General features: G+C 59.7%; 20 protein-coding genes. 5 read left to right on the top strand and 15 right to left on the bottom strand.

The window, feature by feature from the left end; all coding sequences use genetic code 11:
* Positions 1-30 precede the first annotated feature (30 nt).
* Complete coding sequence (pdxH, locus tag COA55_RS09735; RefSeq protein ID WP_290501873.1) at positions 31-660, top strand: pyridoxamine 5'-phosphate oxidase; 630 nt, start codon at positions 31-33, stop codon at positions 658-660.
* A 9-nt stretch (positions 661-669) separates the two neighbouring features.
* Here pdxH and COA55_RS09730 read toward each other — a convergent pair whose 3' ends face one another.
* Entirely contained in the window at positions 670-1,584 is a 915-nt protein-coding gene (locus tag COA55_RS09730; RefSeq protein ID WP_290501871.1) for a bile acid:sodium symporter family protein, read from the bottom strand.
* A 68-nt stretch (positions 1,585-1,652) separates the two neighbouring features.
* Here COA55_RS09730 and COA55_RS09725 point away from each other — a divergent pair, with 68 nt between their 5' ends.
* Positions 1,653-2,087 carry a hypothetical protein gene (locus COA55_RS09725; protein WP_290501869.1) on the top strand — a complete coding sequence of 145 codons (435 nt, stop codon included), beginning with the start codon at positions 1,653-1,655 and terminating at the stop codon, positions 2,085-2,087.
* Here the strand turns inward: COA55_RS09725 and COA55_RS09720 are convergent.
* Both COA55_RS09720 and COA55_RS09715 read right to left on the bottom strand, forming a co-directional pair.
* The gene (locus COA55_RS09720; RefSeq protein WP_290501868.1) at positions 2,067-2,942 is read right to left on the bottom strand and encodes an AEC family transporter; all 876 of its coding nucleotides are present in this window, start codon (positions 2,940-2,942) and stop codon (positions 2,067-2,069) included. The genes COA55_RS09725 and COA55_RS09720 overlap by 21 nt on opposite strands.
* Positions 2,943-3,012: 70 nt before the next feature.
* A complete protein-coding gene (locus COA55_RS09715) occupies positions 3,013-4,014 on the bottom strand; it encodes a helix-turn-helix domain-containing protein (protein WP_290501866.1) in 1,002 nt (333 codons plus the stop codon).
* Between the two features lie 176 nt (positions 4,015-4,190).
* Here COA55_RS09715 and COA55_RS09710 point away from each other — a divergent pair, with 176 nt between their 5' ends.
* Positions 4,191-5,075: a metal-dependent hydrolase gene (locus COA55_RS09710; RefSeq protein WP_290501864.1), complete on the top strand. Its 885-nt coding sequence runs from the start codon at positions 4,191-4,193 to the stop codon at positions 5,073-5,075.
* A gap of 149 nt (positions 5,076-5,224) precedes the next feature.
* Here the strand turns inward: COA55_RS09710 and urtE are convergent, their stop codons facing one another.
* The 8 genes from urtE to atzF all read right to left on the bottom strand — a co-directional run bounded on the left by urtE (position 5,225) and on the right by atzF (position 17,537).
* Complete coding sequence (gene urtE, locus COA55_RS09705; RefSeq protein ID WP_290501862.1) at positions 5,225-5,920, bottom strand: urea ABC transporter ATP-binding subunit UrtE; 696 nt, start codon at positions 5,918-5,920, stop codon at positions 5,225-5,227.
* Between the two features lie 191 nt (positions 5,921-6,111).
* Positions 6,112-6,957, bottom strand: a complete 846-nt coding sequence (gene urtD, locus COA55_RS09700; protein ID WP_290501860.1) for an urea ABC transporter ATP-binding protein UrtD — start codon at positions 6,955-6,957, stop codon at positions 6,112-6,114.
* Positions 6,954-8,114, bottom strand: coding sequence for an urea ABC transporter permease subunit UrtC (urtC, locus tag COA55_RS09695; RefSeq protein WP_290501858.1), 1,161 nt, complete (start codon positions 8,112-8,114; stop codon positions 6,954-6,956). Before urtC ends, urtD begins: the two co-directional genes overlap by 4 nt.
* Before the next feature lies 1 nt (position 8,115).
* Complete coding sequence (gene urtB, locus COA55_RS09690; RefSeq protein ID WP_290501856.1) at positions 8,116-9,792, bottom strand: urea ABC transporter permease subunit UrtB; 1,677 nt, start codon at positions 9,790-9,792, stop codon at positions 8,116-8,118.
* 182 nt (positions 9,793-9,974) lie between these two features.
* Positions 9,975-11,273 carry an urea ABC transporter substrate-binding protein gene (gene urtA / locus COA55_RS09685; RefSeq protein WP_290501854.1) on the bottom strand — a complete coding sequence of 433 codons (1,299 nt, stop codon included), beginning with the start codon at positions 11,271-11,273 and terminating at the stop codon, positions 9,975-9,977.
* 90 nt (positions 11,274-11,363) lie between these two features.
* Positions 11,364-12,104, bottom strand: coding sequence for a GntR family transcriptional regulator (locus tag COA55_RS09680; RefSeq protein ID WP_290501852.1), 741 nt, complete (start codon positions 12,102-12,104; stop codon positions 11,364-11,366).
* 10 nt (positions 12,105-12,114) lie between these two features.
* Positions 12,115-15,738 carry an urea carboxylase gene (gene uca, locus COA55_RS09675; RefSeq protein ID WP_290501850.1) on the bottom strand — a complete coding sequence of 1,208 codons (3,624 nt, stop codon included), beginning with the start codon at positions 15,736-15,738 and terminating at the stop codon, positions 12,115-12,117.
* Positions 15,738-17,537 (bottom strand): allophanate hydrolase, encoded by a 1,800-nt coding sequence (gene atzF, locus COA55_RS09670; protein ID WP_290501848.1) that lies wholly within the window; start codon positions 17,535-17,537, stop codon positions 15,738-15,740. Before atzF ends, uca begins: the two co-directional genes overlap by 1 nt.
* A gap of 343 nt (positions 17,538-17,880) precedes the next feature.
* Here atzF and COA55_RS09665 point away from each other — a divergent pair, with 343 nt between their 5' ends.
* Positions 17,881-18,732: a patatin family protein gene (locus tag COA55_RS09665; RefSeq protein ID WP_290501846.1), complete on the top strand. Its 852-nt coding sequence runs from the start codon at positions 17,881-17,883 to the stop codon at positions 18,730-18,732.
* Between the two features lie 16 nt (positions 18,733-18,748).
* Here COA55_RS09665 and COA55_RS09660 read toward each other — a convergent pair whose 3' ends face one another.
* The 3 genes from COA55_RS09660 to COA55_RS09650 all read right to left on the bottom strand — a co-directional run bounded on the left by COA55_RS09660 (position 18,749) and on the right by COA55_RS09650 (position 21,334).
* Entirely contained in the window at positions 18,749-19,078 is a 330-nt protein-coding gene (locus tag COA55_RS09660; protein WP_063519797.1) for a hypothetical protein, read from the bottom strand.
* Between the two features lie 17 nt (positions 19,079-19,095).
* Positions 19,096-19,884 carry an aldo/keto reductase gene (locus COA55_RS09655; RefSeq protein WP_290501844.1) on the bottom strand — a complete coding sequence of 263 codons (789 nt, stop codon included), beginning with the start codon at positions 19,882-19,884 and terminating at the stop codon, positions 19,096-19,098.
* A 241-nt stretch (positions 19,885-20,125) separates the two neighbouring features.
* Positions 20,126-21,334: an FAD-dependent oxidoreductase gene (locus COA55_RS09650; RefSeq protein WP_290501842.1), complete on the bottom strand. Its 1,209-nt coding sequence runs from the start codon at positions 21,332-21,334 to the stop codon at positions 20,126-20,128.
* A 95-nt stretch (positions 21,335-21,429) separates the two neighbouring features.
* On the opposite strand from COA55_RS09650, the gene waaA reads away from it, so the two are divergent.
* A complete protein-coding gene (gene waaA / locus COA55_RS09645) occupies positions 21,430-22,686 on the top strand; it encodes a lipid IV(A) 3-deoxy-D-manno-octulosonic acid transferase (RefSeq protein WP_290501840.1) in 1,257 nt (418 codons plus the stop codon).
* A 176-nt stretch (positions 22,687-22,862) separates the two neighbouring features.
* On the opposite strand, the gene COA55_RS09640 is transcribed toward waaA, so the two are convergent.
* Positions 22,863-23,138: TolC family protein (locus COA55_RS09640; protein WP_290501838.1), on the bottom strand; the 276-nt coding region annotated here is incomplete at its 5' end.

Raw genomic sequence — 23,138 nt, 5'->3', positions numbered from 1 at the left:
GGTTCAGTATGACAGCCAGCCGGGGAAACCATGAAAGATGTGCGCGAAGAATATCACGCTGAAGGGCTGACCCAGGTCTCCCTTCATGACGATCCACTGGAGCAGGCGCGTCTCTGGGTGGATGAAGCCATTGAGGCCGGATTGCCGTTGCCCAATGCGATGACGCTTGCCACCGTGAGCGCTGACGGCCAGCCCTCTTCCCGGGTGGTGTTGCTTAAAGGTATCGAGGGTGGCGGCTTCACCTTCTTTACCCACTACGACAGCCGCAAAGGGGAAGACATTGCGGCCAACCCCAAGGTGTCGTTCACCATGTTCTGGCAGCCTTTCGACCGCCAGATGATTGTTATCGGTGAAGCGCACAAAGTGGATCGGGAAGAATCTGACAGCTATTTTGCCTCCCGCCCCTATGCCAGCCAGGTGAGCGCGGCCATCTCGCCGCAGAGCCAGCCCGCCAGCCGGGAATGGCTGGAAGAGGAAGTGAAACGACTGGAGCAGGAATTTCCTTCGGCGCCGGTGCCGCGCCCGGCGCAGTGGGGCGGCTACCGGATCATCCCCACGGAAATCCAGTTCTGGCACGGTCGCCCGAGTCGCCTGCATGACCGGTTTCGGTATACCCGGCAGGCGGATGGCAGCTGGAGTCATGAGCGCCTTGCGCCCTGAGAATCGCGCCTACTGTTCTGGCATGCTGCGACGCCAGAACGAGGCAAGCAACGATCCGGACAGGTTGTGCCAGACACTGAACAGGGCGCCGGGCAGGGCGGCCAGTGGGGTGAAGTGTTTGATCGCCAGTGCCACGCCCAGCCCGGAATTCTGCATGCCCACTTCAATGGCCAGGGTGCGGGCGGTTTGCGGATCAAGCCGCAGTAATCGGGCGATGCCGTAGCCGCCCACCAGCCCCAGCGCGTTGTGCAGCATCACCGCCATAAACACCGCCATGCCCGCTTCGGCAATGTTGCCCTGGTTCAGGGCCACGATAATGCCGATCACGATGACGATGGCGGCCACGGAAACCAGTGGGAAAATGGCGCGAGCTGGCGTCAGCTGGCGGTGCAGAAAGGTATTCAGGGTGCAGCCGGCCACCACTGGAATGACCACGATCTGGATCAATGACAGCAACAGGCCGGTTACTGGCACCGGGATGCGTTCACCCAGATACAGCCAGGTCAGCAAGGGCGTGGCGACCACTGCCACCAGGGTGGAGGCAAAGGTGATCGCCACTGACAGCGCCACATTGGCGCGAGCCAGATAGGCGATCACATTGGACGCCGTGCCACCGGGGCAGGCGCCGACCAGTACCAGCCCGACAAGTAATGCCTGGGGGAGTTGCAGTGCGATACCGATGCCCCAGGCGATCAGAGGCATCAGGGTGTATTGCAACACGACGCCAAGCGCAATCACTGCGGGCCGTTTGAACACCCGCCGAAAATCCTCCCAGCTTAACGACAGCCCCATGCCGAACATGATCAGCATAAGCAGTGGCACGATGGCTGGCTTGCCGGCTACCAGCCTCTGCGGTTGCCAGTAGGCCAGCAGGGAAAACAGCAGGGCCCAGAGTGGAAAAAGTTGTGTCAGGCGGTGGATCATGGAATGGCCCCGTGACGGAAAAACCGTCAGTGTAAGCGTTTGGCAAAGAGGGCGCACAGGAGGCTCGGATGAAGCCGGTGATTCAGGAAGACGTGACGGGTTGCGGGATTGCTGCAGTGGCCGCCCTTGCGGGGGTGAACTACCGCCAGGCAAGGCAGCGAGCCGCCCGATTGGGGATCGACCCGGAAGACCGCACGCTGTGGTCGGATACCGCTTATGTGCGGCGGTTGCTGGCGGCGTATGGGCTGCAGGCGCTGCCGGGTGAGCAGCCATTTTCCAATTGGCAGGGGCTACCGGAACGGGCACTGCTGGCGATCAAGTGGCACCGGGAAAACGGCAAGCCGTTCTGGCACTGGGTGGTATTTGTCCGCGACGGTCAGGAGGCTTTTGTGCTGGATTCAAAGCGTTCGCTCAAGCATAACCTGCGCCGGGATTTTGGGCGTATGAAACCGAAGTGGTTTGTTCCCGTTAATGTCTGTGGTTCAGAGCGCGTAGCTCAATAGCAGGGGTAGCAGCAGAAACGCCAGCAAGGTGGAAATCACCACCATGGCAGCGACTTCTTCCGCGCCCCGGTTGTAGGCTTTGGCGAGCAGGTAATTGAATACCGCCACCGGCATGGTGGATTCGATCAGCACCACGCCACGCAGTGGGCCGTCGATGTCCAGTGCCGTCACCAGTCCCCACCCCACCGCAAAGCCGCTGGCCAGACGCAGCACCGCAAACCCGGCTCCGCTACCCAGATGGCGCACTTTCAGCTGCGACAGGGATACCCCCAGTGTAATCAGCATCAAGGGGATGGTCAGATCGCCGATCAGGCTGACGGTGTTGTAGAGCCACTCAGGCAGGCTTAGCTGGAAAGCGACCATGGCCACGGCCAGAAACACGGAGATCAGAATCGGGTGGCGGAACAGTTTCAGGGAAAAGCCCTGGCCGCTGACGATGGCCAGTCCCAGGGAAAAGTGCGCCACGGAGTAGAGCATCATCCAGGCCAGCGATAACGCCAACCCGGCTTCGCCAAACGCGAGCATGCACAACGGGATGCCCATGTTGCCGGTGTTGGGAAAGACCAGTGAAGGCAGAAACACCCGGAAGGGCTGGTCGGTGAGGCGCAGTATCACTGCGCTGACCACGAACGTGGTGGCCAGCACCGCCACTGCCAGGCCGGCCACTTCCATGAGCGCCTGCAGGTCCAGATCCGTCTTGCCCATGGTGGCGACAATCAGGCATGGGGTGGTGACCAGGGTGACCAGTGACGTGACCATCTGGGTATCAAAGGGCTTGCCGGCCCGCGCCCAGCCATAGCCCAGGCCTGCGCACAGCAGCACGGGAGCAATAATCGTCCAGAGGGTGGCCAGCATGGTTGGCATTCCACGGGTCAGTGATGGGAGGCGCAGTGTGAAAGGTGCGCCGTGGTCTGTCTATGCTGGTTTACTGGCTGTGTTTACGAAACTGGCCAGGGGTCATCCCGGACCATTGTCGGAAGGCATGGCTGAAATTGGTTTGATCGCTGTAGCCCAGCTGTTCGGCGATGTGCTCAAGGGAGTGGGTGGTGCCAAGTAGCAGGCGCACCGCATTTTCCTTGCGAATGTTTGTGAGTACCGCCTGGAAGTGTGTGTTCTCACGGGAAAGATGCCGCTTCAAGGTGCTGCGTGACATGTTCAGGGCCTGGGCAACACTCTCTTGATTCGGCTCAGCGTGCCCCTGGTCAAGCAGCTGACGGATACGTGAGACCAGCGGCAGCAATGCCTGTCTGTTCGCCATCAGGTCTGCGCATTGGTTGACCAGCCGCTGATGGGTAATGCTGTCGGCGAACAGGCATTTCAGGTCCAGCGCGGCGGCAGGAAAAGTGATGCCGGATACCACCGCTTTGGCAGTCCAACGGTCAGCCAGCTTGCCATCCAGCGCGTCGACAACGTGGCGGTATTGTTGTGATAGCTGAACCTGGTGTTCAAAGGTGGCTCCGGTTAACAGGGTGGAAAGCTGTTCCAGTGCGGCACACCCGTACAGCACCAGGACATCATCCAGCAGCGATGAGCCACTGTGAGGCTGGATTTGGATATGCCCGGTTTGCGCGGTTTCGTAAAACTGCAGGCTGACGGCGTCGGTAAGCAGGGGCAGGAAGGCATGGAGTTTCAGGGCATCGCGCAGCGTTGGTGCGGTCATGAGCAGCAGGCTCAGGTTGCCCTGGCTGGTCAGTGTGACTTGTTGCCCGAACAGGATCGCCAGCCGCTGCGGCTGGATTTCCGGCCAGGCATTCAACAGGGCCTCCAGCGATTGTGGAGACAACCGCGCGTCGCTGAGTTGCAGCGGGTCGAGACCGGTTTTCTCAAGATGGCGTTCCAGCCGCTCCGTGGTGGCCGTGGGCAGCAGCCCTGACTCCATTAGCTGGAGCAGATAGTGGCCGGGTATGTAGGGGCTGGATGCGGTCATGATTACCCTGGTCAGGCGGTGAGCCAAATTCACAATAAAACAGGCCGTTGGCACATGGGGCCAGAGGCTGTCTCTGTTCATGCTTAACTTGCCATTGATCAATGGCAAAGTGGTAGCGATAAACGCTTCCAATATGTTTACCGCCCGTTGGGCACGCTTGAACAGGGAGTACCGTCATGAATGCTGTAACCCGGCTTGGGAGCAAGGTGCGCCGTCTCGCGGGAGCAACCGTGGGGATTCCTCCCCGGCAAATTAATTTCCGTTTTCGTGCGGACAGCCCGCGTTACATGTACGGCGATAACGCCACGGCGTCGCTGCACTTCGCGGTGCTTTCCGGTTTTTTTCCGCCCGGTGAGATGTTTTTTGTGGAATCGGTGCGGCGCTATCGGGGGCGGATTGCCGATCAGCGCCTGAAGGCCGAAGTGTCTGGTTTTATCGGCCAGGAGGCGATTCACAGCCGTGAACATGAGCGCCTCAATGCTTTCCTCAAGGAACGCGGCATTGATACTCGCGTTGCCGAACAAAGTGTCAAGGCCGGGCTGTGGTTGTTGTCTCGCTTGCCCGCCAGCCAGCAGCTGGCCTGCACCACGTTCATGGAGCACTTTACGGCGTCACTGGCGGAACAGCTGCTTACGGATGAGGACTTCCGTGGCCGGGCTGACCCGGAGTTGCTGGCGTTGTGGGAATGGCATGCGCTGGAAGAACTGGAGCACAAGTCGGTGACGTACGATGTCTACAACCTGATTGGCAACCGCTGGTATCAGCGCCTGCTGGCACTACCTCTGGTGGTTGGCAGTCTGACACCGGGGTTGTTTATTAGCTGGTCCTGGATGGTGGCGCGGGAAGGCAAGGCAACGGACTGGAAGGATATTGCCGAAGGGGTGACGTTGTTGCTGGGCCGAAAAGGGTTTATCACCAAAATCATGCCGCTGATGCCGGAATTCTTCGCTCGGGATTTTCATCCGGACCAACGAGATACGTCTGCTCTGGAAAACGAGTGGCGGGAAAAACTGTTCGGTGAAAACGGCGAATTGCGGGATGTGTGGCGCAATGCGGGCTGAGTGAGGAGAAGCGAGTTTCGAGTTGCGAGTATCGAAAACCCCGCGACAATGTTTTTCGCAACTCGCAACTCGCAACTCGCAACTCGCAACTCGCAACTCGCAACTCGCAACTCGCAACTCGCAACTCGCAACTCGCAACTCGGTATCTCCTATACGGTCAGATAACTCTTGATCAGGGTGTCATCCAGTTCGCCTATCTTCCCCTCTGCCACTTTGCTGCCACGATCCAGAATGGCAAAGCGATCGGCGGTGGCGCGGGCGAAGTGAAGTTTCTGTTCAACCAATAGCACGGTCAGCCCTTCCTGCCGGTTCAGGGTTTTGATTACCCGGCCAATCATGTCGACGATGTTGGGCTGAATGCCTTCGGTGGGTTCGTCGAGAATCAGCAGCGTAGGGTCCAGCGCCAGGGCGCGGCCGATGGCCAGTTGCTGTTGCTGCCCGCCGGACAGATCGCCCCCACGACGGTTACGCATCTCATGCAGCACGGGGAAAAGATCGTATATGCGGTCCGGGATTTTTTTGCTGCGATCGGGGCGTGCCTGTAGACCGGTTTCCAGGTTTTCTTCCACGGTAAGCAGGGGGAAAATTTCCCGGCCCTGGGGAACATACCCAATCCCGGCACGGGCGCGCTCTTCGGCGGCCTGTCGCGCAAAGTCCTGGCCATTGAATTCAATGCTGCCGCCTTTTACGGGCAGCAGGCCCATAATGGTTTTCAGCAGGGTGGTCTTGCCCACGCCGTTGCGGCCCATGACACACAGGCATTCGCCTTTTTTCATGTCCAGGTCCACATCCCAGAGTGTGTGGGATTCGCCGTAGTATTGGTTGACGTTGTTCAGTTTCAGCACGGTTTTACTCCGTAACATTGTTCGAAGCCGCTGTAGGAGCGCCACTTGAGGCGCGAAGACCGCTCTCAATTCAGAGTACCGAGAAGCGAGTAACGAGTTGCGAAAACCGAAAATTCTTTTGCCTTTCGAAACTCGCTTCTGGTAAATCGAAACTTTGTTCGCGCCTCAAGTGGCGCTCCTACAGTGCTCGATTATTCGCCCAGGTAGACTTCAATCACCTTCGGATCATTCTGCACCTGCTCCATGGTGCCTTCAGCCAGCACGCTACCCTGATGCAGTACGGTAACGGTGCTGGCGATGGAGCGAATGAATTCCATGTCGTGTTCAACCACCACTACCGAATGTTTGCCGGCCAGGCTTTGCAGTAGTTCACCGGTGCGTTCCACTTCCTGGCGGGTCATGCCGGCGATGGGTTCGTCCACCAGCAACAGCTGTGGTTTCTGCATCAGTACCATGCCGATTTCCAGCCACTGTTTCTGGCCATGGGAAAGCAGGCCTGCGACCTTGTTGCGATCCTCCAGCAGCCCGACGGTGTACAGGGTTTCCTCAATCCAGTTTTTTTGTTCACCGCTGAGTTGGGTAAAGAGGGAATGCCAGGGCCCTTTGGCGCCGTGCATGGCCAGTTCCAGGTTTTCGAATGCAGTGTGTTCCGGGAACACGGTGGGCTTCTGGAATTTTCGACCGATGCCTGCGGTGGCGATGTCCGTTTCGCTCATGCGGGTCAGGTCCAGGGTCTGGCCGAAAAAGCAGGTGCCGCTATCGGGCCGTGTTTTGCCGGTAATCACATCCATCATGGTGGATTTGCCGGCCCCGTTGGGGCCAATGATGCAGCGCAACTCACCGGTCTTGATATACATCGTCAGGTCATTGAGGGCCTTGAAACCATCAAAGCTGACGGTAATGTCTTCCAGGTAGAGAATGTTCTTGCTGGTGCCGGAATCGAGTTGGCCCGGCAACACCGGGCGCGTGCCCTGTCGCATGAAATCGAATACCTGGTCACGGCGAAAGGTTTCGCGCAGGTTGTCCAGTGCGCTCATGACGGGTCTCCTTCTACCGCATTTTCCGAACCTGGTGATTTATCGCCGGAGGCAAAACGGCTTTTTATGTTGTCCCATTTTTCCGACACCAGCCCGACCAACCCATGGGGCAGGAAGACGGTGACCGCCACAAACAGCCCGCCCAGGGCAAACAGCCAGGCTTCCGGCATGATGCCGGTGAATACGGTTTTGCCGTAGTTCACCAGAATGGCACCGATTACCGCGCCGTACAGTGTGGCGCGTCCGCCCACGGCGACCCATACCACCAGCTCGATGGAATTGAGCGGTGAAAATTCCCCGGGGTTGATGATGCCTACCTGGGGCACGTAGAGCGCCCCGGCGATGCCCGCGAGGATGGCGCTGAGGGTGAAAATCCACAGCTTGTAATGTTCCGTGCGATAGCCCACAAACCGTGCTCGGGACTCCGCATCGCGAACGGCCAGTACCACACGGCCAAGCTTGCTGCCGGTAATCCAGCGACACAGTACGAAGGCGCCAGCCAGGGCCACGGCGGTGGCCATCAACAGCCCCACGCGGGTGGTGTCGGATTGCAGTGAAAAGCCCAGAAGGTCCTTGAAGTCGGTGAGCCCGTTGTTGCCGCCAAAGCCCAGTTCGTTGCGGAAAAACGCCAGCATCAATGCATAGGTCAGCGCCTGGGTGATGATCGACAGGTACACCCCGGTGACCCGGGAGCGGAATGCCAGCCAGCCGAACACAAACGCCAGCAGGCCGGGCACCAGCAAAATCATCAGCGCTGCGAACCAGAATTGGTCGAAGCCGTGCCAGTACCAGGGCAGTTCACTCCAGTTGAGAAAGACCATGAAGTCCGGCAGTTCCGGGTTGCCGTACACCCCCCGGTCACCGATCTGGCGCATCAGGTACATGCCCATGGCATAGCCGCCCAGAGCAAAGAAGGCGCCATGACCCAGGCTGAGGATGCCGCAGTAGCCCCATACCAGGTCCAGTGCCAGTGCCAACAGGGCATAGCACAGGTACTTGCCCAGCAGGGTGACGGTATAGGCACTCACATGGAGGGCCGAATCGGCAGGAAACAGTTGGTTGAGCACTGTTACCAGCAGGGTGGCGCCGAACAGCACGCCCATGAAGGTTTTTGCCGTGCGGTCGTTAAAGGCGCTTTTGAATGTTGAATCTCGCATGTTATTCCTCCGCCGCCCGGCCACGTTGCGGGAACAGGCCCCGCGGTTTGCGCTGGATAAACAGGATGATGAAGACCAGTACGACAATCTTGGCCAGGACCGCGCCGGCCATGGGCTCAAGTAATTTGTTGGCAATGCCGAGGCTGAATGCGGCAGTGAGGGTGCCCCACAAATTGCCGACACCGCCGAACACCACCACCATGAAGGAATCGATGATGTAGCTCTGGCCCAGGTTCGGCCCCACATTGGTCAGCTGCGCCAGGGCGACGCCGGCCACCCCGGCGATACCCGACCCCAGCCCGAAGGTCAGGGCGTTGACCCGCTCACTGCGAATGCCCAGGCCACGCGCGGTGGCGCGGTTCTGGCTCACCGCGCGGACCTGCAGGCCCAGCCGGGTTTTCTTGAGCAGGGTGAGCAGGGCCAGGAATACGGCCAGGGCAAAGAAGATGATGTACAGGCGGTTGTAGGTCAGCGAGAACACCGGGTTGATTTCCAACGCGCCACTCATCCACTCCGGGGTAATCACGGTGCGGTTGAGCGGAGAGAAGATCACCCGTACCGCCTGTTGCAGAATCAGGCTGACGCCAAAGGTGGCCAACAGGGTTTCCAGCGGGCGGCCGTAAAGAAAGCGAATCACAAACCGTTCGATCAGTACGCCGACAAAGGCAGAGACCAGAAAGGCTGCGGGGACGGCAATCAGCAATGACCACTCATGGCTGCTGGGCAGCAGTTGCTGCACCACATAGGTGGTATAGGCGCCGAGCATGATCAGCTCGCCGTGGGCCATGTTGATGACGCCCATGACGCCGAACGTAATGGCCAGGCCAATGGCAGCGAGCAGCAAAACGGAACCCAGGCTCAGGCCGAAGAACACGGTGTCGGCGGTCTGGAAGGTCTCGATGCGGGTTTCAATGCGGGCAATGGCTTTTTCCAGGGCCTGTGTTTCCTGCGAGCTGTCGGCCGCCAGCAGACGCGTGTTGAGCGCGTTTTTCACCTCCGGGTGCAGGTTGCCGGCAAGCGCGTCGATGGCGTCCAGCCGTGTCGTCCGGTCATCACTGTGCAGGGCGGCAATATTCAGGGCGGTATCAATTTGCGCGGCAACGCGTGGGCGGCTTTCCTGGTGGCGACGGGCAGCCAGTGCCGCCAGCATTTCCGGGTCATCATTGCCGATCAGTTGCCCGGCGGCCTGGTAGCGAATATCGCTGTCCGGGTCGTTTAGCGCGGCCAGCGCCAGCTGGTTATTGATCACGGTACGCAGGCGATTATTGATGATGACCGGGCGCGCAGCCCGGCTATCCACCTGGCCGATGACCTGGCGACTTTCAGGGTCGCGAAGTTCCCATTGGCCGTCTTTCTTGAGGCCCAGCGCGATGGTGTCGTCTTTGCGATTATGCACCAGCTCGCGGTTCATCAAGGCGTTCAGTAGCGGTACAACACGTGGGTTGTCCTGCTTTGCCAATTGACGGATAGCCGCTTCTTTTTTATCAAAGCTGCGGCTGGTCAACCGGTTGATAATTTCCTGGAGCGTCAGGGGGGGGATGTCGATCCCATCCACGCTGCTCTGTGTTGTGGTCCGGGGCGGCGCTGTCGGGTCCTGCAGCGGCTCTTCAGCCCAGCTCACACTGACCAGCAGCGCAACGAGCATTGCGGTCAGCATTCGGCCAAATCTGTAACCCATGACGGGCTCCTTACAGGGCGTTAAATAATGAAAGCCAGAGGCCAGAGGCCTGATGGATTACGCAAGAAAGGCGGGCCTCAAGGCTGGCGCTATTTCCTGGTCATCCGCTGGCTTTCACGGTGTTCACATGTCTTTCTTGTAACGCGCACTCCGGGCGTTGCCCGGAGTGCGGTCTGTGGGACTTACTCGGCTGAAGCGCCGCCGCAGCTTTTGGTTTTTGTGTTGTAGTTGCCGCAACGGGTCGGTGCGGTCCAGTCGGAGACCAGATCCTTGGAGCCGGGCAGGAAGTCAGACCAGGCATCGCCTTTCACCAGGCCTTCGGTTTCCCAGACCACAGCGAACTGGCCATCATCCTGGATTTCACCGATCAGCACCGGCTTGGACAGGTGGTGGTTTTCGTTCATCACGGCGGTGCCGCCGGTCAGGTTCGGTGTCTGGATGCCGATCATGGCGTCAGCCACTTTATCGGTATCGGTGGACTTGGCTTTCTCCACGGCCTTCACCCACATGTTGAAACCGATATAGGTGGCTTCCATGGGGTCGTTGGTTACGCGCTTGTCGTCACCGGTGAATGCATGCCACTGGTCGATAAAGGCTTCGTTGTTGTCGTTGTAGACGCTCTGGAAGTAGTTCCAGGCTGCCAGGTGGCCGACCAGCGGGCCGGTGTCGATACCGGACAGCTCTTCTTCGCCCACGGAGAATGCAACCACGGGAATGTCTTCAGCGCTGACGCCCTGGTTACCCAGTTCCTTGTAGAAGGGAACGTTGGCATCACCATTGATGGTGGAAACCACGGCGGTTTTCATGCCCTGGCTGCCAAACGCCTTGATCTCGCTGACGATGCTCTGCCAATCGGAATGCCCGAATGGGGTGTAGTTGATCATGATGTCTTTTTCGGCCACCCCCTTGGATTTCAGGTAGGCTTCCAGGATCTTGTTGGTGGTACGCGGATAAACGTAGTCGGTACCGGCCAGAACGAAGCGCTCGACACCCAGGTCGTTGATCAGGTAATCCACTGCAGGAATGGCCTGTTGGTTCGGCGCCGCACCGGTATAGAAAACATTCTTGGACGATTCCTCGCCTTCATACTGCACCGGGTAGAACAGCAGCCCGTTCAGTTCTTCCACCACCGGCAGTACCGATTTGCGCGATACTGACGTCCAGCAGCCAAAGATAACGTCCACGTCTTCCTTGGTGATTAGCTCGCGGGTTTTTTCGGCGAACAGCGGCCAGTTGGAAGCCGGGTCAACCACAACGGGTTCCAGCTTCTTGCCCATGATGCCGCCCTTCTTGTTCTGCTCTTCAATCATCATCAGAACGGTGTCTTTCAGGGTGGACTCACTGATGGCCATGGTGCCGGAGAGGGAATGCAAGACCCCCACCTTGATGGTGTCGGCGGCCATGACGGCGCCGCTGTAGGCAATAGCACTGGATGCGACAACGCCGGCAGCCAGTTTCTTCATGGATTGTGAAAAACTCATGGTGTTTCCCCTTGCGTTTAAGTTGGCGTTTCCATTTCCGTGAACTCCCTGGGCGGCAATCGTTGCCCAAACAAAGTGGCCGGATGCGCATCAGGAGCGCTGGCCGTCTTCCCCCGTATTTACGTTGTTATCGACCGAGTGCAACTGACTGCGTGCACTGGCTTCGTGCAGCATATGCACGGTGATTTTTCTGACTTCGTTACGGGACTCTTCAATGTGAGCACGCAATAGAATCTGTGCCTGCTCCACCCGGCGGTGCAGGATGGCTTCCAGCACCGCCTGATGTTCGTTGTAGGTGGCATCCACCCGTGGTGGCTTGGTGAAATCCAGGCGACGAATGATGCGCAGCCGCTCGGTCAGGTCATGATGAATGCGCGCCATTTCACTGTTGCCGGCGGCTTCCACCAGCTTTTCGTGAAAGCGTTCATCCATGCCGCTGACCACAGGGCCATCGTCAAGTCTCTGCTCCCTGGGGACGCACCACTGGCTAACCAGGTCGTCCAGCTTGCACAGTTCGCCGTCGTGCTCGCACAGCTTGCGTACCGCAGCGCACTCCAGAATGGTGCGCACGTCGTACAGCTCCTCGAAGTATTTAAAATCGAAGGGTTTGACCTGCCAGCCGCTGCGATAGAGCACATCCACATAGGCTTCGCGTTGTAACCGGAACAGGGCTTCGCGCACGGGGGTACGTGACACCCCCATTCGTTCGGCGATCTCGTTTTCACTGAAGCGGTCACCGGGCATTAGCCGAAAATCGAAAATGTCCTGCTTCAGTTGCAGATAGATTCGCTCTGCCAGGTTCTCGGTTTTTTTTGCCGCTCGCGCATTCATGCTTGATCCCTCAGGCCACCGCATCGGTGTCGATGACGACGACCGGATCGCCGGCATTGATGATGGCGCCAGGCTGGCAATGCAGGCCGGTGATCTTGCCGTTGGCGTTGGCGACAATCTCGAATTCCATCTTCATGGCTTCCACGATGACCAGAGGCTGGCCAACCGAGACCTGAGCGCCTTCTTCCACCAGTAGCTTCCAGACGTTGCCGCTGATTTCCGCATTGATCAGGTGGCCATCCACATCGCCGATATCTGCGCTATGGCCCATGAGTGCAGATTCGATGGCGGCATCCTCGTTTTGCCAGCGCGCCACTTCTTCACGGTAGGCCGCATCACGGCGTGCGTTGAAGGCGGCCATCTCCGGTTCAATGTCGGCCAGAAACTGGCGGTGTTCGGCCAGGCTGAAGGGTTCTTCGGTGATCTCGATGTCCAGATGGCCGTGACGGAAGGCGTCGCGCATCTCGGTTAGCTTTTCTTCGCTGACCGGGTAGTAGCGCACCTGATCGAAAAACTTCAGCAGCCAGGGTTCGCCATTCAGGAACTGTTTGTTCTTCAGGTGTTTGTTCCAGATGGGCAGGGTGCGCCCTACCAGCTGGTAGCCGCCGGGGGAGTCCATGCCATAGATGCACATGTAAACGCCGCCAATCCCGACGGTGCCTTCGGCGGTGAAGGTCCGTGCCGGATTGTATTTGGAGGTCATCAGGCGATGGCGCGGATCAATGGGCACCGCACAGGGCGCACCGAGATACACATCGCCCAGGCCAAGCACCAGATAGCTGGCACTGAAGATGATGTCGCGGACCTGCTCGGTGGAATCCAGGCCGTTGATGCGGCGAATGAATTCCACATTGTTGGGCAGCCAGGGCGCATCACTGCGGATGGTTTCCTGGTAGCGCTGCACCGCTTCCAGGGTGGCGCTGTCTTCGAATGCCATGGGCAAATGCAGAACGCGAGAGGTGACGACCATTTCGTCCACGCTGCCGATGGTCTGTTCCCGTTCCAGCAAAGTGCTGACCAGCGTTGGCTGATCAATCAGGCGGGAATCATAGTGAACTTGCAGGCTGCGAACGCCGGGGGACAACTCCAGAATACCGCTGACCGGGGCGCTTTTGAGATTTTCCATAAGCGCATGCACACGCATGCGCAGGGCCAGGTCGAGCACGTTATCGCCGTACTCGATAAGGATGTACTTGTCGCCCGCTTGACGATAGACGATACGCGGTACGTCGCCCTTGGCGTCGTGTTCGGCGAGCATGGTGGCCGAGGTGCAGGCAGCGTTGTGATCGGCAATGGCGGGCTGTACCACCGGAATAACACCCAGATTCTCGATGGAGGCATCCTGGGCTTCCTCCAGTGCCTTGGCTTCAGCGAAGCTGATCGGCGAGAAGCGAATGCTGTCGCCGGGTTTCAGCTGACCCACTTTCCACAGTTCGGCTTTGGCAATGGTCACCGGGCACACAAACCCGCCGAGGCTGGGGCCATCCTTGGTCAGAATAACCGGGAAATCGCCGGTGAAATTGATGGACCCAATGGCATATTCATTGTCGTGCACGTTGGAGGGATGCAGGCCGGCTTCGCCGCCGTCGGTGCGTGTCCAGCTCGGCTTCGGGCCGACCAGGCGAATGCCCAGCCGGTTGGAGTTGTAGTGCACCTGCCAGTCGGCCTGGAAAAATTCCTCGATGGCCTCGTCGGTGAAAAAGTCCGGCGCGCCGTGGGGGCCGTACAGCACCTTGATGTCCCACTGTTGGGGGTAGTCGGGCAGCAGGTTTTTTTCTGCCGGGTGAGGGTCGGCTACCGGTGCGGGCGTGGGGCAGCCGGCCAGCTGGGGCTGGCACACGGCGAGTACGTCGCCCTTGCGCAGGGTGCGGCCGCCGTGGCCGCCGAACTGGCCCAGCACAAAGGTGGATTTGCTGCCCAGATAATCCGGTACGTCGATACCGTTGCGCACGGCAATGTAGGTTCGGCAGCCGCTCTCGACCTTGCCGGTGGTCAGGGTCTGGCCGGCCTTGATGGCAACCGGCTCCCAGAGGTTGATCGCGTTGCCATCCACCTGCGCGTCACATTGTGCGCCGGTGAGAGCAACCACCGTGTCGCAATGGAGTTTCAGGCTCGGGCCCACCAGGGTGGCTTCGAGGCCGGCGGCGCTGTGATGGTTGCCGACGATGCGGTTGGCGAGGCGGAAGGCGACATCATCCATGGGGCCGGATGGCGGTACGCCAATGTCCCAGTAACCGGTTCGGCCCGGGTAATCCTGCACGGTGGTGTAAGTGCCGGGGTCAACGATTTCGAACGCCATGGGCGTGTAGTGGAAGGTTTCCAGATAACGGGTAGAGACGGTGCCGGCGATGACATTCTGGTCGCGCAAAATCTGGCGCAGGTAATCCAGGTTGGTGGCGATACCGGACAGTCGGGTTTGCGCCAGTGCGGTTTGCATCTTCTCCAGTGCATCCTGGCGATCGTTACCGTGGACAATAAGTTTGGCGATCATGGGGTCGTAATGGGGGCTCACCACGGTGCCGGTCTCTACCCAGCCGTCCAGACGAACGTTATCCGGGAAGGCGACTTCGGTGAGCTCGCCGGGGCTGGGCTGGAAATCTTTCAGGGCATCTTCGGCGTAAATGCGTACTTCCATGGACGCGCCCTGGCTGGTGTAGGCGTCATCCAGTGGTGGACGTTCACCGCCGGCCAGCATCAGCATCCAGGCCACCAGATCCACCCCGAATACGGATTCGGTGACGCCGTGTTCGACTTGCAGGCGGGTGTTAACTTCCAGGAAATAAAATTCGTCTCGCTGGTCATCGTAGATATATTCCACGGTGCCGGCGGAGCGGTATTTCACCGACTGGCCCAGGCGGGCGGCGCTGGCATGCAGTTTTTCACGGGTGGCCTGGGGCAGGTTGGGCGCCGGGGTTTCTTCCACTACTTTCTGGTTGCGCCGTTGCAGGGAGCACTCGCGCTCACCCAGAGCCAGTACGGTGCCGTTGCCGTCACCGAAAATTTGCACTTCCACATGGCGGGCGCGGGCGACAAAACGTTCAATGAAGACGCCGCTGTCGGAGAAGAAATTTTCGCCCAGCCGTTTCACGGATTCATAGGCGGCCACCAGTTCGGCTTCATCATTACAGCGCGACAGGCCGATGCCACCGCCGCCGGCGGTGCTTTTCAACATGATCGGATAACCGATATCGCTGGCAGCCTGTTTGGCTTCTTCCAGGCTTTGTAGCAGGTCCGTACCGGGGGCCAGCGGAACGCCGGCTTTTTCCGCCAGCGCGCGGGCCTCATGCTTGAGACCGAATTCACGGAGCTGCTTCGGGGTGGGGCCGATAAAGGCAATGCCGTTGGCTTCACAGGTTTCCGCAAACTCGGCATTTTCCGAGAGAAAACCGTAGCCGGGGATGATGGCCTCGGCGCCGGTGTCTTTGGCCGCCTTGAGGATCAGGTCGGTACGCAGATAGCTTTCCGCGGCGGTTTGCCCACCCAGCGCCACGGCTTCATCGGCGGCGCTGACATGTTGGCTGTTACGGTCTGCGTCGGAATACACCGCCACTGAGGTGATGCCCATCTGCGACAGGGTGCGGCAGATACGAACAGCGATTTCACCCCGGTTGGCGATCAGGACTTTTTGCAACATCAGTGTGTCTCCTCGGCGTTTTTCTTCAATTGCGCGATGTAATTTCTCCAGCCGCCCAACGCGGTAATGTCGGTGGCGTCGTCAATGGCCCAGGGCTCACAGATAAAGCCTTTCACCCAGCGACCGTCGGCGGTTTCCAGGCTGCCGATTCCCAGTGGGGCGGGGATCAGGCCGACAAAACTGCCGAAGTGTTTTACCGGCATTTGCCACAGTTCGATGGGAATGCTGTCGCCGCCGTTTTTCTCGTTCCGGATCAACCCGGGTTTGGGGGGCACTGTGTTGGCCAGGGCGTAGAGGCGATAGCAGGGCGCGGTGTGAGTGGCTTCGAGCAAGACTCCGTCGCGTTCGGTGAGCTGGGTATTGAGGGGCATGCCGGTAAGGTGCGCGCCGACCACCGCAACGGTTATCAGGTCGTCGTCATCATCATTGGCCGCGTGGGGTTGCGGATCCGGCAAGGGTTGGCCGGTGGCGCCGGCTTGCCAGGGCTGCGCCTGCTGCCAGCGTTGCCCGAAGTCGGCCAGTGCATGGTCCTGCCAGGCCGGGCCAATCAGGGTCACGCCACCGGGCAGGCCGTCTTCACGGAAGCCGCCGGGCAGTGCCAGGGCGCACAGGTCCAGCAGGTTGACGAAGTTGGTCCAGGTGCCGAGCTGGCTGTTCAGGGTGATGGGGTCGGCCTGAACGGCGGCGCGGGTGTAAATCCCCGGCGTGGTGGGTAACAGCAGGGCGTCCACTGTTTCCATCAGGGCGTCCGACTGGCGTTTCAGTGCGGCGAGCTGGTACTGGGCGCGGAAACCGTCGGCAGCAGTGAGGGTGGCGGCGGGTTCGAGAATGTCGCGAATCACCGGCAGCAGCGCATCCGGTTTTTCCTGCAACAGGGATTCAGTAACGGTGAAACGCTCGGCGACCCACGGGCCCTGATAGAGCAACGCGGCGGCATCCTGCAGCACGGCGGTGTCCACGGTGACCAGGTCGGCAATCTGTTTGACCTGCTCCAGCTGTTGTTCCCATAACTGTTTGGCCTGGGTGTCCCCGAACCAGGGCAGGTCTTTGGGAATGCCGAGGGTGGGGCGTGCGGGCAGGCCGGTGGTCTGTAATGCCGGGGCCGGGCGGCTGTAGGTATCGTGGTTGTCGAACTGGCCGATCACCCGGTAGACCTGTTGGGCGTCGTCTACGCTGAGCGCAAAAATGCTGACGCAATCCAGAGTCCGGCAGGCGGGGACGACACCGTGGGTGCTGATGGCACCGCGTGTGGGCTTGAGGCCCACGGTATTGGTGAACGCGGCCGGTACCCGGCCGGAACCGGCGGTATCGGTGCCCAGGGAAAATGGCACCAGACCCAGGCTCACCGCCGTGGCGGAACCAGAGCTGGAGCCGCCGCTGAGATAATCCGGGTTAAACGGGTTGGGCACTTCACCATAGGGGGAGCGGGTGCCCACCAGGCCGGTGGCGAACTGGTCCAGATTGGTCTTGCCCACCACGATAGCCCCGGCTTCACGCAGCAGACGTACCACGGTGGCGTCTTGCTGCGGGGTATAGGCGAATGCGGGGCAAGCAGCGGTGGTAGGCATGCCCGCCACATCAATGTTGTCTTTCACTGCGAAGGGAATGCCATAGAGGGGCAAAGAAGAATCTGTCAGTGCTTCAGCCTGGGCTGTCAGGGAGGACTCATCCAGTAGGTGGATCCACAGGGCGCGTTCACTGTCGTGTAGTGAGGTCGCCAGTTTTTTCATGGCCTGTACCGGGGTGAGGTCACCGCTGCGGTAAGCCGCCTGCCATTGTTGAAGAGTCCAGCCAATCATTCGTTAGCACACCTGGTTGTACACAAGTTGGTATTCGAACTTGTGCAAATGCGGTGCCAGCCAAACAAAAAATATTTAACGTGTTGTTTTTACAATAATTAATAACAGTGGCGTTGAATGCTAAGTGCCCCAGGGAAGAGACTGGATGCGCTAACCTGATGCAGCTGCGCTGTATCGGTGCAGGCGTCACGAGGTGAATCCCCGCAGGCGGATGTGATGCATCAGGGATGACGATGGCAGGGACAGTAACGCTCTATTTCCACTGGCTGATTCGCTCTGCCATCGTTATCTCAGTTGGCTCCGGTGCGTGGAGTCTGCGCGGGTCCGAGGTGGAGGAAAGAGAATGTCCCAGCGTGCGTTGGTGGTGGAAGGCGGTGCCATGCGCGGCATTTTTGCTGCAGGGGTGCTGGATGCGTTTCTGGAAAACCCGCATCGCGGTTTTGATTTTGCGGTGGGCGTGTCTGCCGGTTCGACCAACCTGATTGGTTATCTGGCGGGAGACCACGGCAGAAGCCGGCGGATCATCACCGACCATGCCTGCCGTCCGGACTTTATCAACTGGCAGCGTTTTATGGCCGGCGGGCATCTGTGCGATGTGCACTGGTTGTGGCATCAATCGCGCCTGGAGGTGCCGTTAAGCCTGGAGCAGCACTGGCAGGGAAAGGTGCCGCTGTGGGTGGTGACCACGTCGGTGGAGGATGGTGCGCCCCGTTATTTCCAGACCCGACCCGAGAATCTGGATGAAGTGATGACCGCGTCCTGTTCCATTCCTTTCGCTTACCGGGATTTTCCCACCGTGGATGGGCAGCCGATGACAGATGGTGGGCTGGCGGATTCCATTCCTGTGCGCTGGGCCTACGAGCAGGGGGCGCGGGATATTACCGTGGTGTTGTCCCGCCATCAGGGCTACCGCAAGCGTTCCAGTGCCCTGACACCGCTACTCAAGCCCTGGGTGCGTGACATGCCGGCACTGTATGCGGCCATGGTGAAGCGAACGGATGCCTATAATCAGGCGCTGGATTTTATCGATAATCCCCCTGCAGACTGCAATCTCACCGTGATTGCCCCGCAGCCGGATTTCCCGGTGAATCGCTTGACCACCCATGCCGGGAAACTGGAGCGGGGGTATCAGCAAGGTCACTGGGCGGGGTTGCAATCGTTGGGGACGGAGATAAAAGCAGCTTCGAGCTACTAGCTGCGAGCTTTGAGGCTCAGCTCTCTTTTTCTTCGCAGTGCCAGACCCAGGCATCCAGCTCGATATGCTCAATACCGCGGAAGTGGCTCTCCATCATGAATTCACGGCGATCGCTGAGCATGCCGCGGTTGCCGCCGGCTTTCTTGATGGCCTTGGCGAGCTTCTTGTTCACGTTGTTATTGATGAACGCATCGCTGAACAGCATGCCCTGCATTTTGCTCCCCGACGACACCGAGACTTCCCCTTTTTCTTCGCACCCCTGAGGGGCTTCGCGGAGCAGTAATATGTTATCCCCCTGTGCCGCGAGGGAGGTGCCGAGTAGCAGAATCATCAGACAAAAGCGCATGGGGTTTCCTGTTGTTGTTATTGCTTGCAGGCCTGTCGGGCCTTGGCCACGTTTTCCCGCAAGTGGACGGGATTGATGGTGCCGGCAATGATACTGCTGACGCCCGCGGTGCCAAGGATCTGGTTCAGACTTTCCTGCACCGGGTCTGCAAGGGTGTCATTGAGGTGACCGCTGGCAAAGGCTTTCTTGATCAGGATGCCTTTTTGGTGAGCGGCGGCGTGTTCGATCACCGGTACTTCATCTTGGTGCTGAAGGTTGTAGGTGACCATGGCCATGTCGGCGTGGTCCAGGCAGGCAATGCCGCCCTCCACTGTCTTGGTGGACATGCCAGTGGTGCGCACCAGGCCTTCCTTCTTTAACTCGTTCAGGGCGGCCAGGGTGCCTTGCTCCATAATGGCCAGGTCGCTGCCATCGGAATGAATCAATACGCAATCCAGGTAATCGGTGTTGAGCCGTTTCAGGCTGCGTTCCACGGAGCGGCGAACGTGTTCCGGGGAGAAATCGAAATGGCTTTCACCACTGTCGTTATCAAACTCTTCGCCCACCTTGGTGACAATGACCCAGTCCTGGCGCCGGCTCATCAGCTGGCCGAGCCGTACTTCGCTGTGGCCGTAGGCGGGAGCGGTGTCGATCAGGTTGATGCCCAGATCCCGCGCTTGCGCCAGCAGTTCCGTCACGGCCTTGTCGTTGGGAATGGTGAAGCCGTTGGGGTACTTCACTCCCTTGTCGCGGCCGATTTTCACCGTGCCCAGGCCGAGTGCGCTGACGGTTAATCCTGTGTTGCCCAGCGGGCGCATGAAAGACATGACGGTCCTCTGTATTGACGGTAGGAGGGGGCGGGTTGCGGGGTAAAAGCAGTTGAAAGTTCAAAGCTTAAAGTTGAAAAGCGCGGGATAGACCGGGTGCCGGTTTTAATGTTGTCGCCGCGCCCCAATGGCTGGTGGTCGCGGAGCGCCAGTGTTAAAAACCGGAACAGCCCTGCCTCGCGTTTAAACTTTGAACTTTCAACTCAGCCTCACACGTCTCCAGTAACCCCCTCGGGCAATGTTAAAAACAGGTATGCCAGTACGGCACACCCATGGGCGCCTGTTTTAGTTCTGCCGGTACCGTTAATGGCTCGCCCGGCTGCAGGCCGCTTTCTTCAATCAGTGCCATGACCCGGTCGCCCAGATCCGGGGCCAGGGTGAGTTTGGTGGGCCAGGCGATGATCAGGTTTTGGTCCCGGCGGGCGTAGGCGTTATCCGGTTTTACCAGTGCCTGCTGTCTGGGTTCGGCGCGGGTTACATCCAGGGTGGCGAATTCGGCGTTGCTGAAATCCAGCCAGGGGAACAGATGCTTGAGTTCGTCCCGGCCGGCAGTCAGTTGTTCCTGTTCGCTGCGCTCCACGCCCCGTTCCGCCAGATCGCCGCCCAGGTACCACACCACCTTGCCGTCGGGGCAGTCGTGGGTGGTAACGGTGAGCACGGGCTTGTTGCTGGTGCCGACACAGTGGGCGTAAAGGCGATGACCCAGATCATGTTTGACCAGCACCATTTTCAGGGGGCGCAGCTGGCTGTGTTCCTGCTCCAGCAGGTGGGCCTGATGGGCGCCGTCGAGCAGGGCCGGGTTGCCGTTGCCGGCGGCGAGCAGGGTCAGGCGCGGTTCAATGCGTTGACCATTAACCGTGACGGCGCGCAGGCCGTTTTCATCCCATTCCAGCGTGTCCCGTTCGTTGTCGAGCGCCAGCAGCCGGTCGCGGACCGGGGTGCTAAGTGTCTCGATCAGCGATTCGGTGTTGATGACCAGATCGTCCAGTTTGTAGACGTTGCCTCTGAAGGCCTTGTTGGCCAGTGCACTGGGGAAGTGGTCGCGCTTGAGCTTTTCAATGCGGCCACGCAGCATTTTGCTGGCGAAAAAATTGGTCATCCGTGAGGCCACGGAGCCGCTGGACCACATGTGTTGGGTGTCACTCAGTACTTGCAGCTGGCGCAGGTCCACCGGGTCGTCGCCGGCCATGGCCGCACGCCAACGGTCCGGCATGGCGGCAATGGATTCCGATTCACTGGACAGATTGCCGCCCAGGGCATACTTGAGGCCACCGTGAATAATGCCCTGGCTGGCCAGGGTCTGGTCACCGCCGAGGGTGGCGGACTCCAGCAGCAGGCATTGGTAGCCGGCGGCGTTGAGCCGGTTGATCAGCCAAAGGCCAGCGATGCCGCCGCCAAAGATCACAATGTCCGGGCGGAGTGTGTCAGGTTTCAGGGTAGAGTCACTCATGGCTCACCATCGTTGAACAGTGCGGCTATGCTAGCATAGGCGAAGCCGCTAACACGCAAGCACGCGATACGCACCACGCCAAAACAAGAGAGCCCATGCGAACCCTTTATTCTTTCCTCTGGTATTTATTGCTGCCCTTCCTTTTCCTGCGCCTGTGGCTGCGGGGCAGAAAGGCGCCGGCGTATCGGTTGCGCTGGAAAGAGCGCATGGCCTGGGGCTATCGCCCCGGCACCCTGAAAAACAGCCTTTGGGTACACGCGGTGTCGGTGGGGGAGACGCTGGCGGCGGCGCCGTTGATTGAGCGGTTGCTGGCGGATTATCCGGATGTTCCGCTACTGGTTACCACTACGACACCTACGGGTTCGGAGCGGGTCAAGGCCCTGTTCGGTGACCGGGTGACCCATGTGTATTGCCCCTGGGAATTGCCCACGGCACTGAACCGTTTCCTGCGGGCTTTCGATCCGAAAACGGTGATCGTGCTGGAGACCGAGTTGTGGCCCAACCTGTGTGCGGCGGTGAAGCGTCACGGAGCCAAACTGATGCTGATGAACGGGCGGCTGTCGGAGAAAAGCTACCGGGGCTACCGCAAGTTTCCCCGTCTGGTGCGGCCCATGATGGCGCGCTTCGATGCCCTGGCGGTGCAGACCCCGGTGGAGGCGAAACGCTATGTGGCTCTGGGTGCCTGGCCGGAACGGGTCCATGCCATCGGCAGCGTGAAATTCGACATGAGTTTGGATGATGCTGTGCGTCAGGCGGCAGGGGATTTACGTGCCGCTATTGGCGAGCGTCCGGTGTGGATCGCCGCCAGTACCCATCCCGGTGAAGACGAGCCGGTGCTGGCAGCGCACAAGGCTCTACTGGAAACGGCACCGCAGACCCTGCTGATGCTGGTGCCCCGGCATCCGGAGCGTTTCGACAGCGTGGCCCAGCTGGTCCGCCAGCAGGGACTTGGCCTGGCCCGGCGCAGCAAGCAGGACACCATCGCCGCCGACACCCAGGTTTACCTGGCCGATACCATGGGCGAGTTGTTGATGTTGTTCGGGGTGGCCGACGTGGCCTTTGTGGGCGGTTCCCTGGTGCCGGTGGGCGGGCACAATCTGCTGGAACCGGCCGGCTGGGGAAAGCCGGTGCTCACTGGCCCCCACCTGCACAACTTTACCGCCATCTCCAATCTGCTGGATGACGCCGGTGCCCTGACCCTGGTGGACAATGCGGATGCCCTGGCCATTGCCCTGCAGGCGCTGTTCCGTTATCCGGATCAACGCCAGCGTCAGGGGCAGGCGGCAGCAGCGGTGGTGGAAGCCAATCGTGGGGCGCTGGAGAAGGGGCTTAAACTGATTAGTGAACAGTAAAAGCAGGGGCTGTTGTAGGAGCCATGCTCGCATGGCGAACCTCACGAAACGAAGCACAAGCACCACAGGGCGAGAAGGCGTATCCGATTCCTCAGGTGAGATTCCGGAGGATCCTGCAACGCCTTTTCCTCGCTAGGGCTCGGTTCGCCATGCAAGCATGGCTCCTACATTGCCTTTCAATAACGTGTATCCGGCACCAGCGCGTCGCTGCGGCCTTCCAGGTCCGGCTGGTAGATGTTCAGAGTTTCCGTGTCCGACAACCACTGGTTGATGGCCGCCAGGTCGCCCTGCTGCAGGTCGCCGGTGGTGGATTTCAGGGTCAGGGAGTTGATGATGTAGTCGTAACGGGCGTTGGCATAGTCGCGCTCGGCGGCGTACAGCGCCTGTTGGGCGTTGAGCACGTCGACCACGTTACGGGTGCCCACTTCGTAGCCGGACTGGGTGGCTTCCAG

The sequence above is a fragment of the Alcanivorax sp. genome (assembly GCF_002733835.1).
Classification (GTDB): Bacteria; Pseudomonadota; Gammaproteobacteria; order Pseudomonadales; family Alcanivoracaceae; genus Alcanivorax.
Note: the sequence above shows the minus strand (reverse complement) of the source record. Positions and strands in the feature narration are given on the sequence as shown.

Bases quoted from the DNA above. Each gene is read 5' to 3' on its own strand.
- COA55_RS09650 (WP_290501842.1), bottom strand. From the start codon at position 21,334: ATGAGTGACTCTACCCTGAAACCTGACACACTCCGCCCGGACATTGTG.
- urtD (WP_290501860.1), bottom strand. From the start codon at position 6,957: ATGAGCGCACTGGACAACCTGCGCGAAACCTTTCGCCGTGACCAGGTA.
- atzF (WP_290501848.1), bottom strand. From the start codon at position 17,537: ATGATTGGCTGGACTCTTCAACAATGGCAGGCGGCTTACCGCAGCGGT.
- uca (WP_290501850.1), bottom strand. From the start codon at position 15,738: ATGTTGCAAAAAGTCCTGATCGCCAACCGGGGTGAAATCGCTGTTCGT.
- COA55_RS09680 (WP_290501852.1), bottom strand. From the start codon at position 12,104: ATGAATGCGCGAGCGGCAAAAAAAACCGAGAACCTGGCAGAGCGAATC.
- waaA (WP_290501840.1), top strand. From the start codon at position 21,430: ATGCGAACCCTTTATTCTTTCCTCTGGTATTTATTGCTGCCCTTCCTT.
- COA55_RS09715 (WP_290501866.1), bottom strand. From the start codon at position 4,014: ATGACCGCATCCAGCCCCTACATACCCGGCCACTATCTGCTCCAGCTA.
- COA55_RS09655 (WP_290501844.1), bottom strand. From the start codon at position 19,884: ATGTCTTTCATGCGCCCGCTGGGCAACACAGGATTAACCGTCAGCGCA.
- urtC (WP_290501858.1), bottom strand. From the start codon at position 8,114: ATGCGAGATTCAACATTCAAAAGCGCCTTTAACGACCGCACGGCAAAA.
- COA55_RS09660 (WP_063519797.1), bottom strand. From the start codon at position 19,078: ATGCGCTTTTGTCTGATGATTCTGCTACTCGGCACCTCCCTCGCGGCA.
- COA55_RS09730 (WP_290501871.1), bottom strand. From the start codon at position 1,584: ATGATCCACCGCCTGACACAACTTTTTCCACTCTGGGCCCTGCTGTTT.
- urtA (WP_290501854.1), bottom strand. From the start codon at position 11,273: ATGAGTTTTTCACAATCCATGAAGAAACTGGCTGCCGGCGTTGTCGCA.
- pdxH (WP_290501873.1), top strand. From the start codon at position 31: ATGAAAGATGTGCGCGAAGAATATCACGCTGAAGGGCTGACCCAGGTC.
- COA55_RS09720 (WP_290501868.1), bottom strand. From the start codon at position 2,942: ATGCTGGCCACCCTCTGGACGATTATTGCTCCCGTGCTGCTGTGCGCA.
- COA55_RS09665 (WP_290501846.1), top strand. From the start codon at position 17,881: ATGTCCCAGCGTGCGTTGGTGGTGGAAGGCGGTGCCATGCGCGGCATT.
- COA55_RS09710 (WP_290501864.1), top strand. From the start codon at position 4,191: ATGAATGCTGTAACCCGGCTTGGGAGCAAGGTGCGCCGTCTCGCGGGA.
- COA55_RS09725 (WP_290501869.1), top strand. From the start codon at position 1,653: ATGAAGCCGGTGATTCAGGAAGACGTGACGGGTTGCGGGATTGCTGCA.
- urtB (WP_290501856.1), bottom strand. From the start codon at position 9,792: ATGGGTTACAGATTTGGCCGAATGCTGACCGCAATGCTCGTTGCGCTG.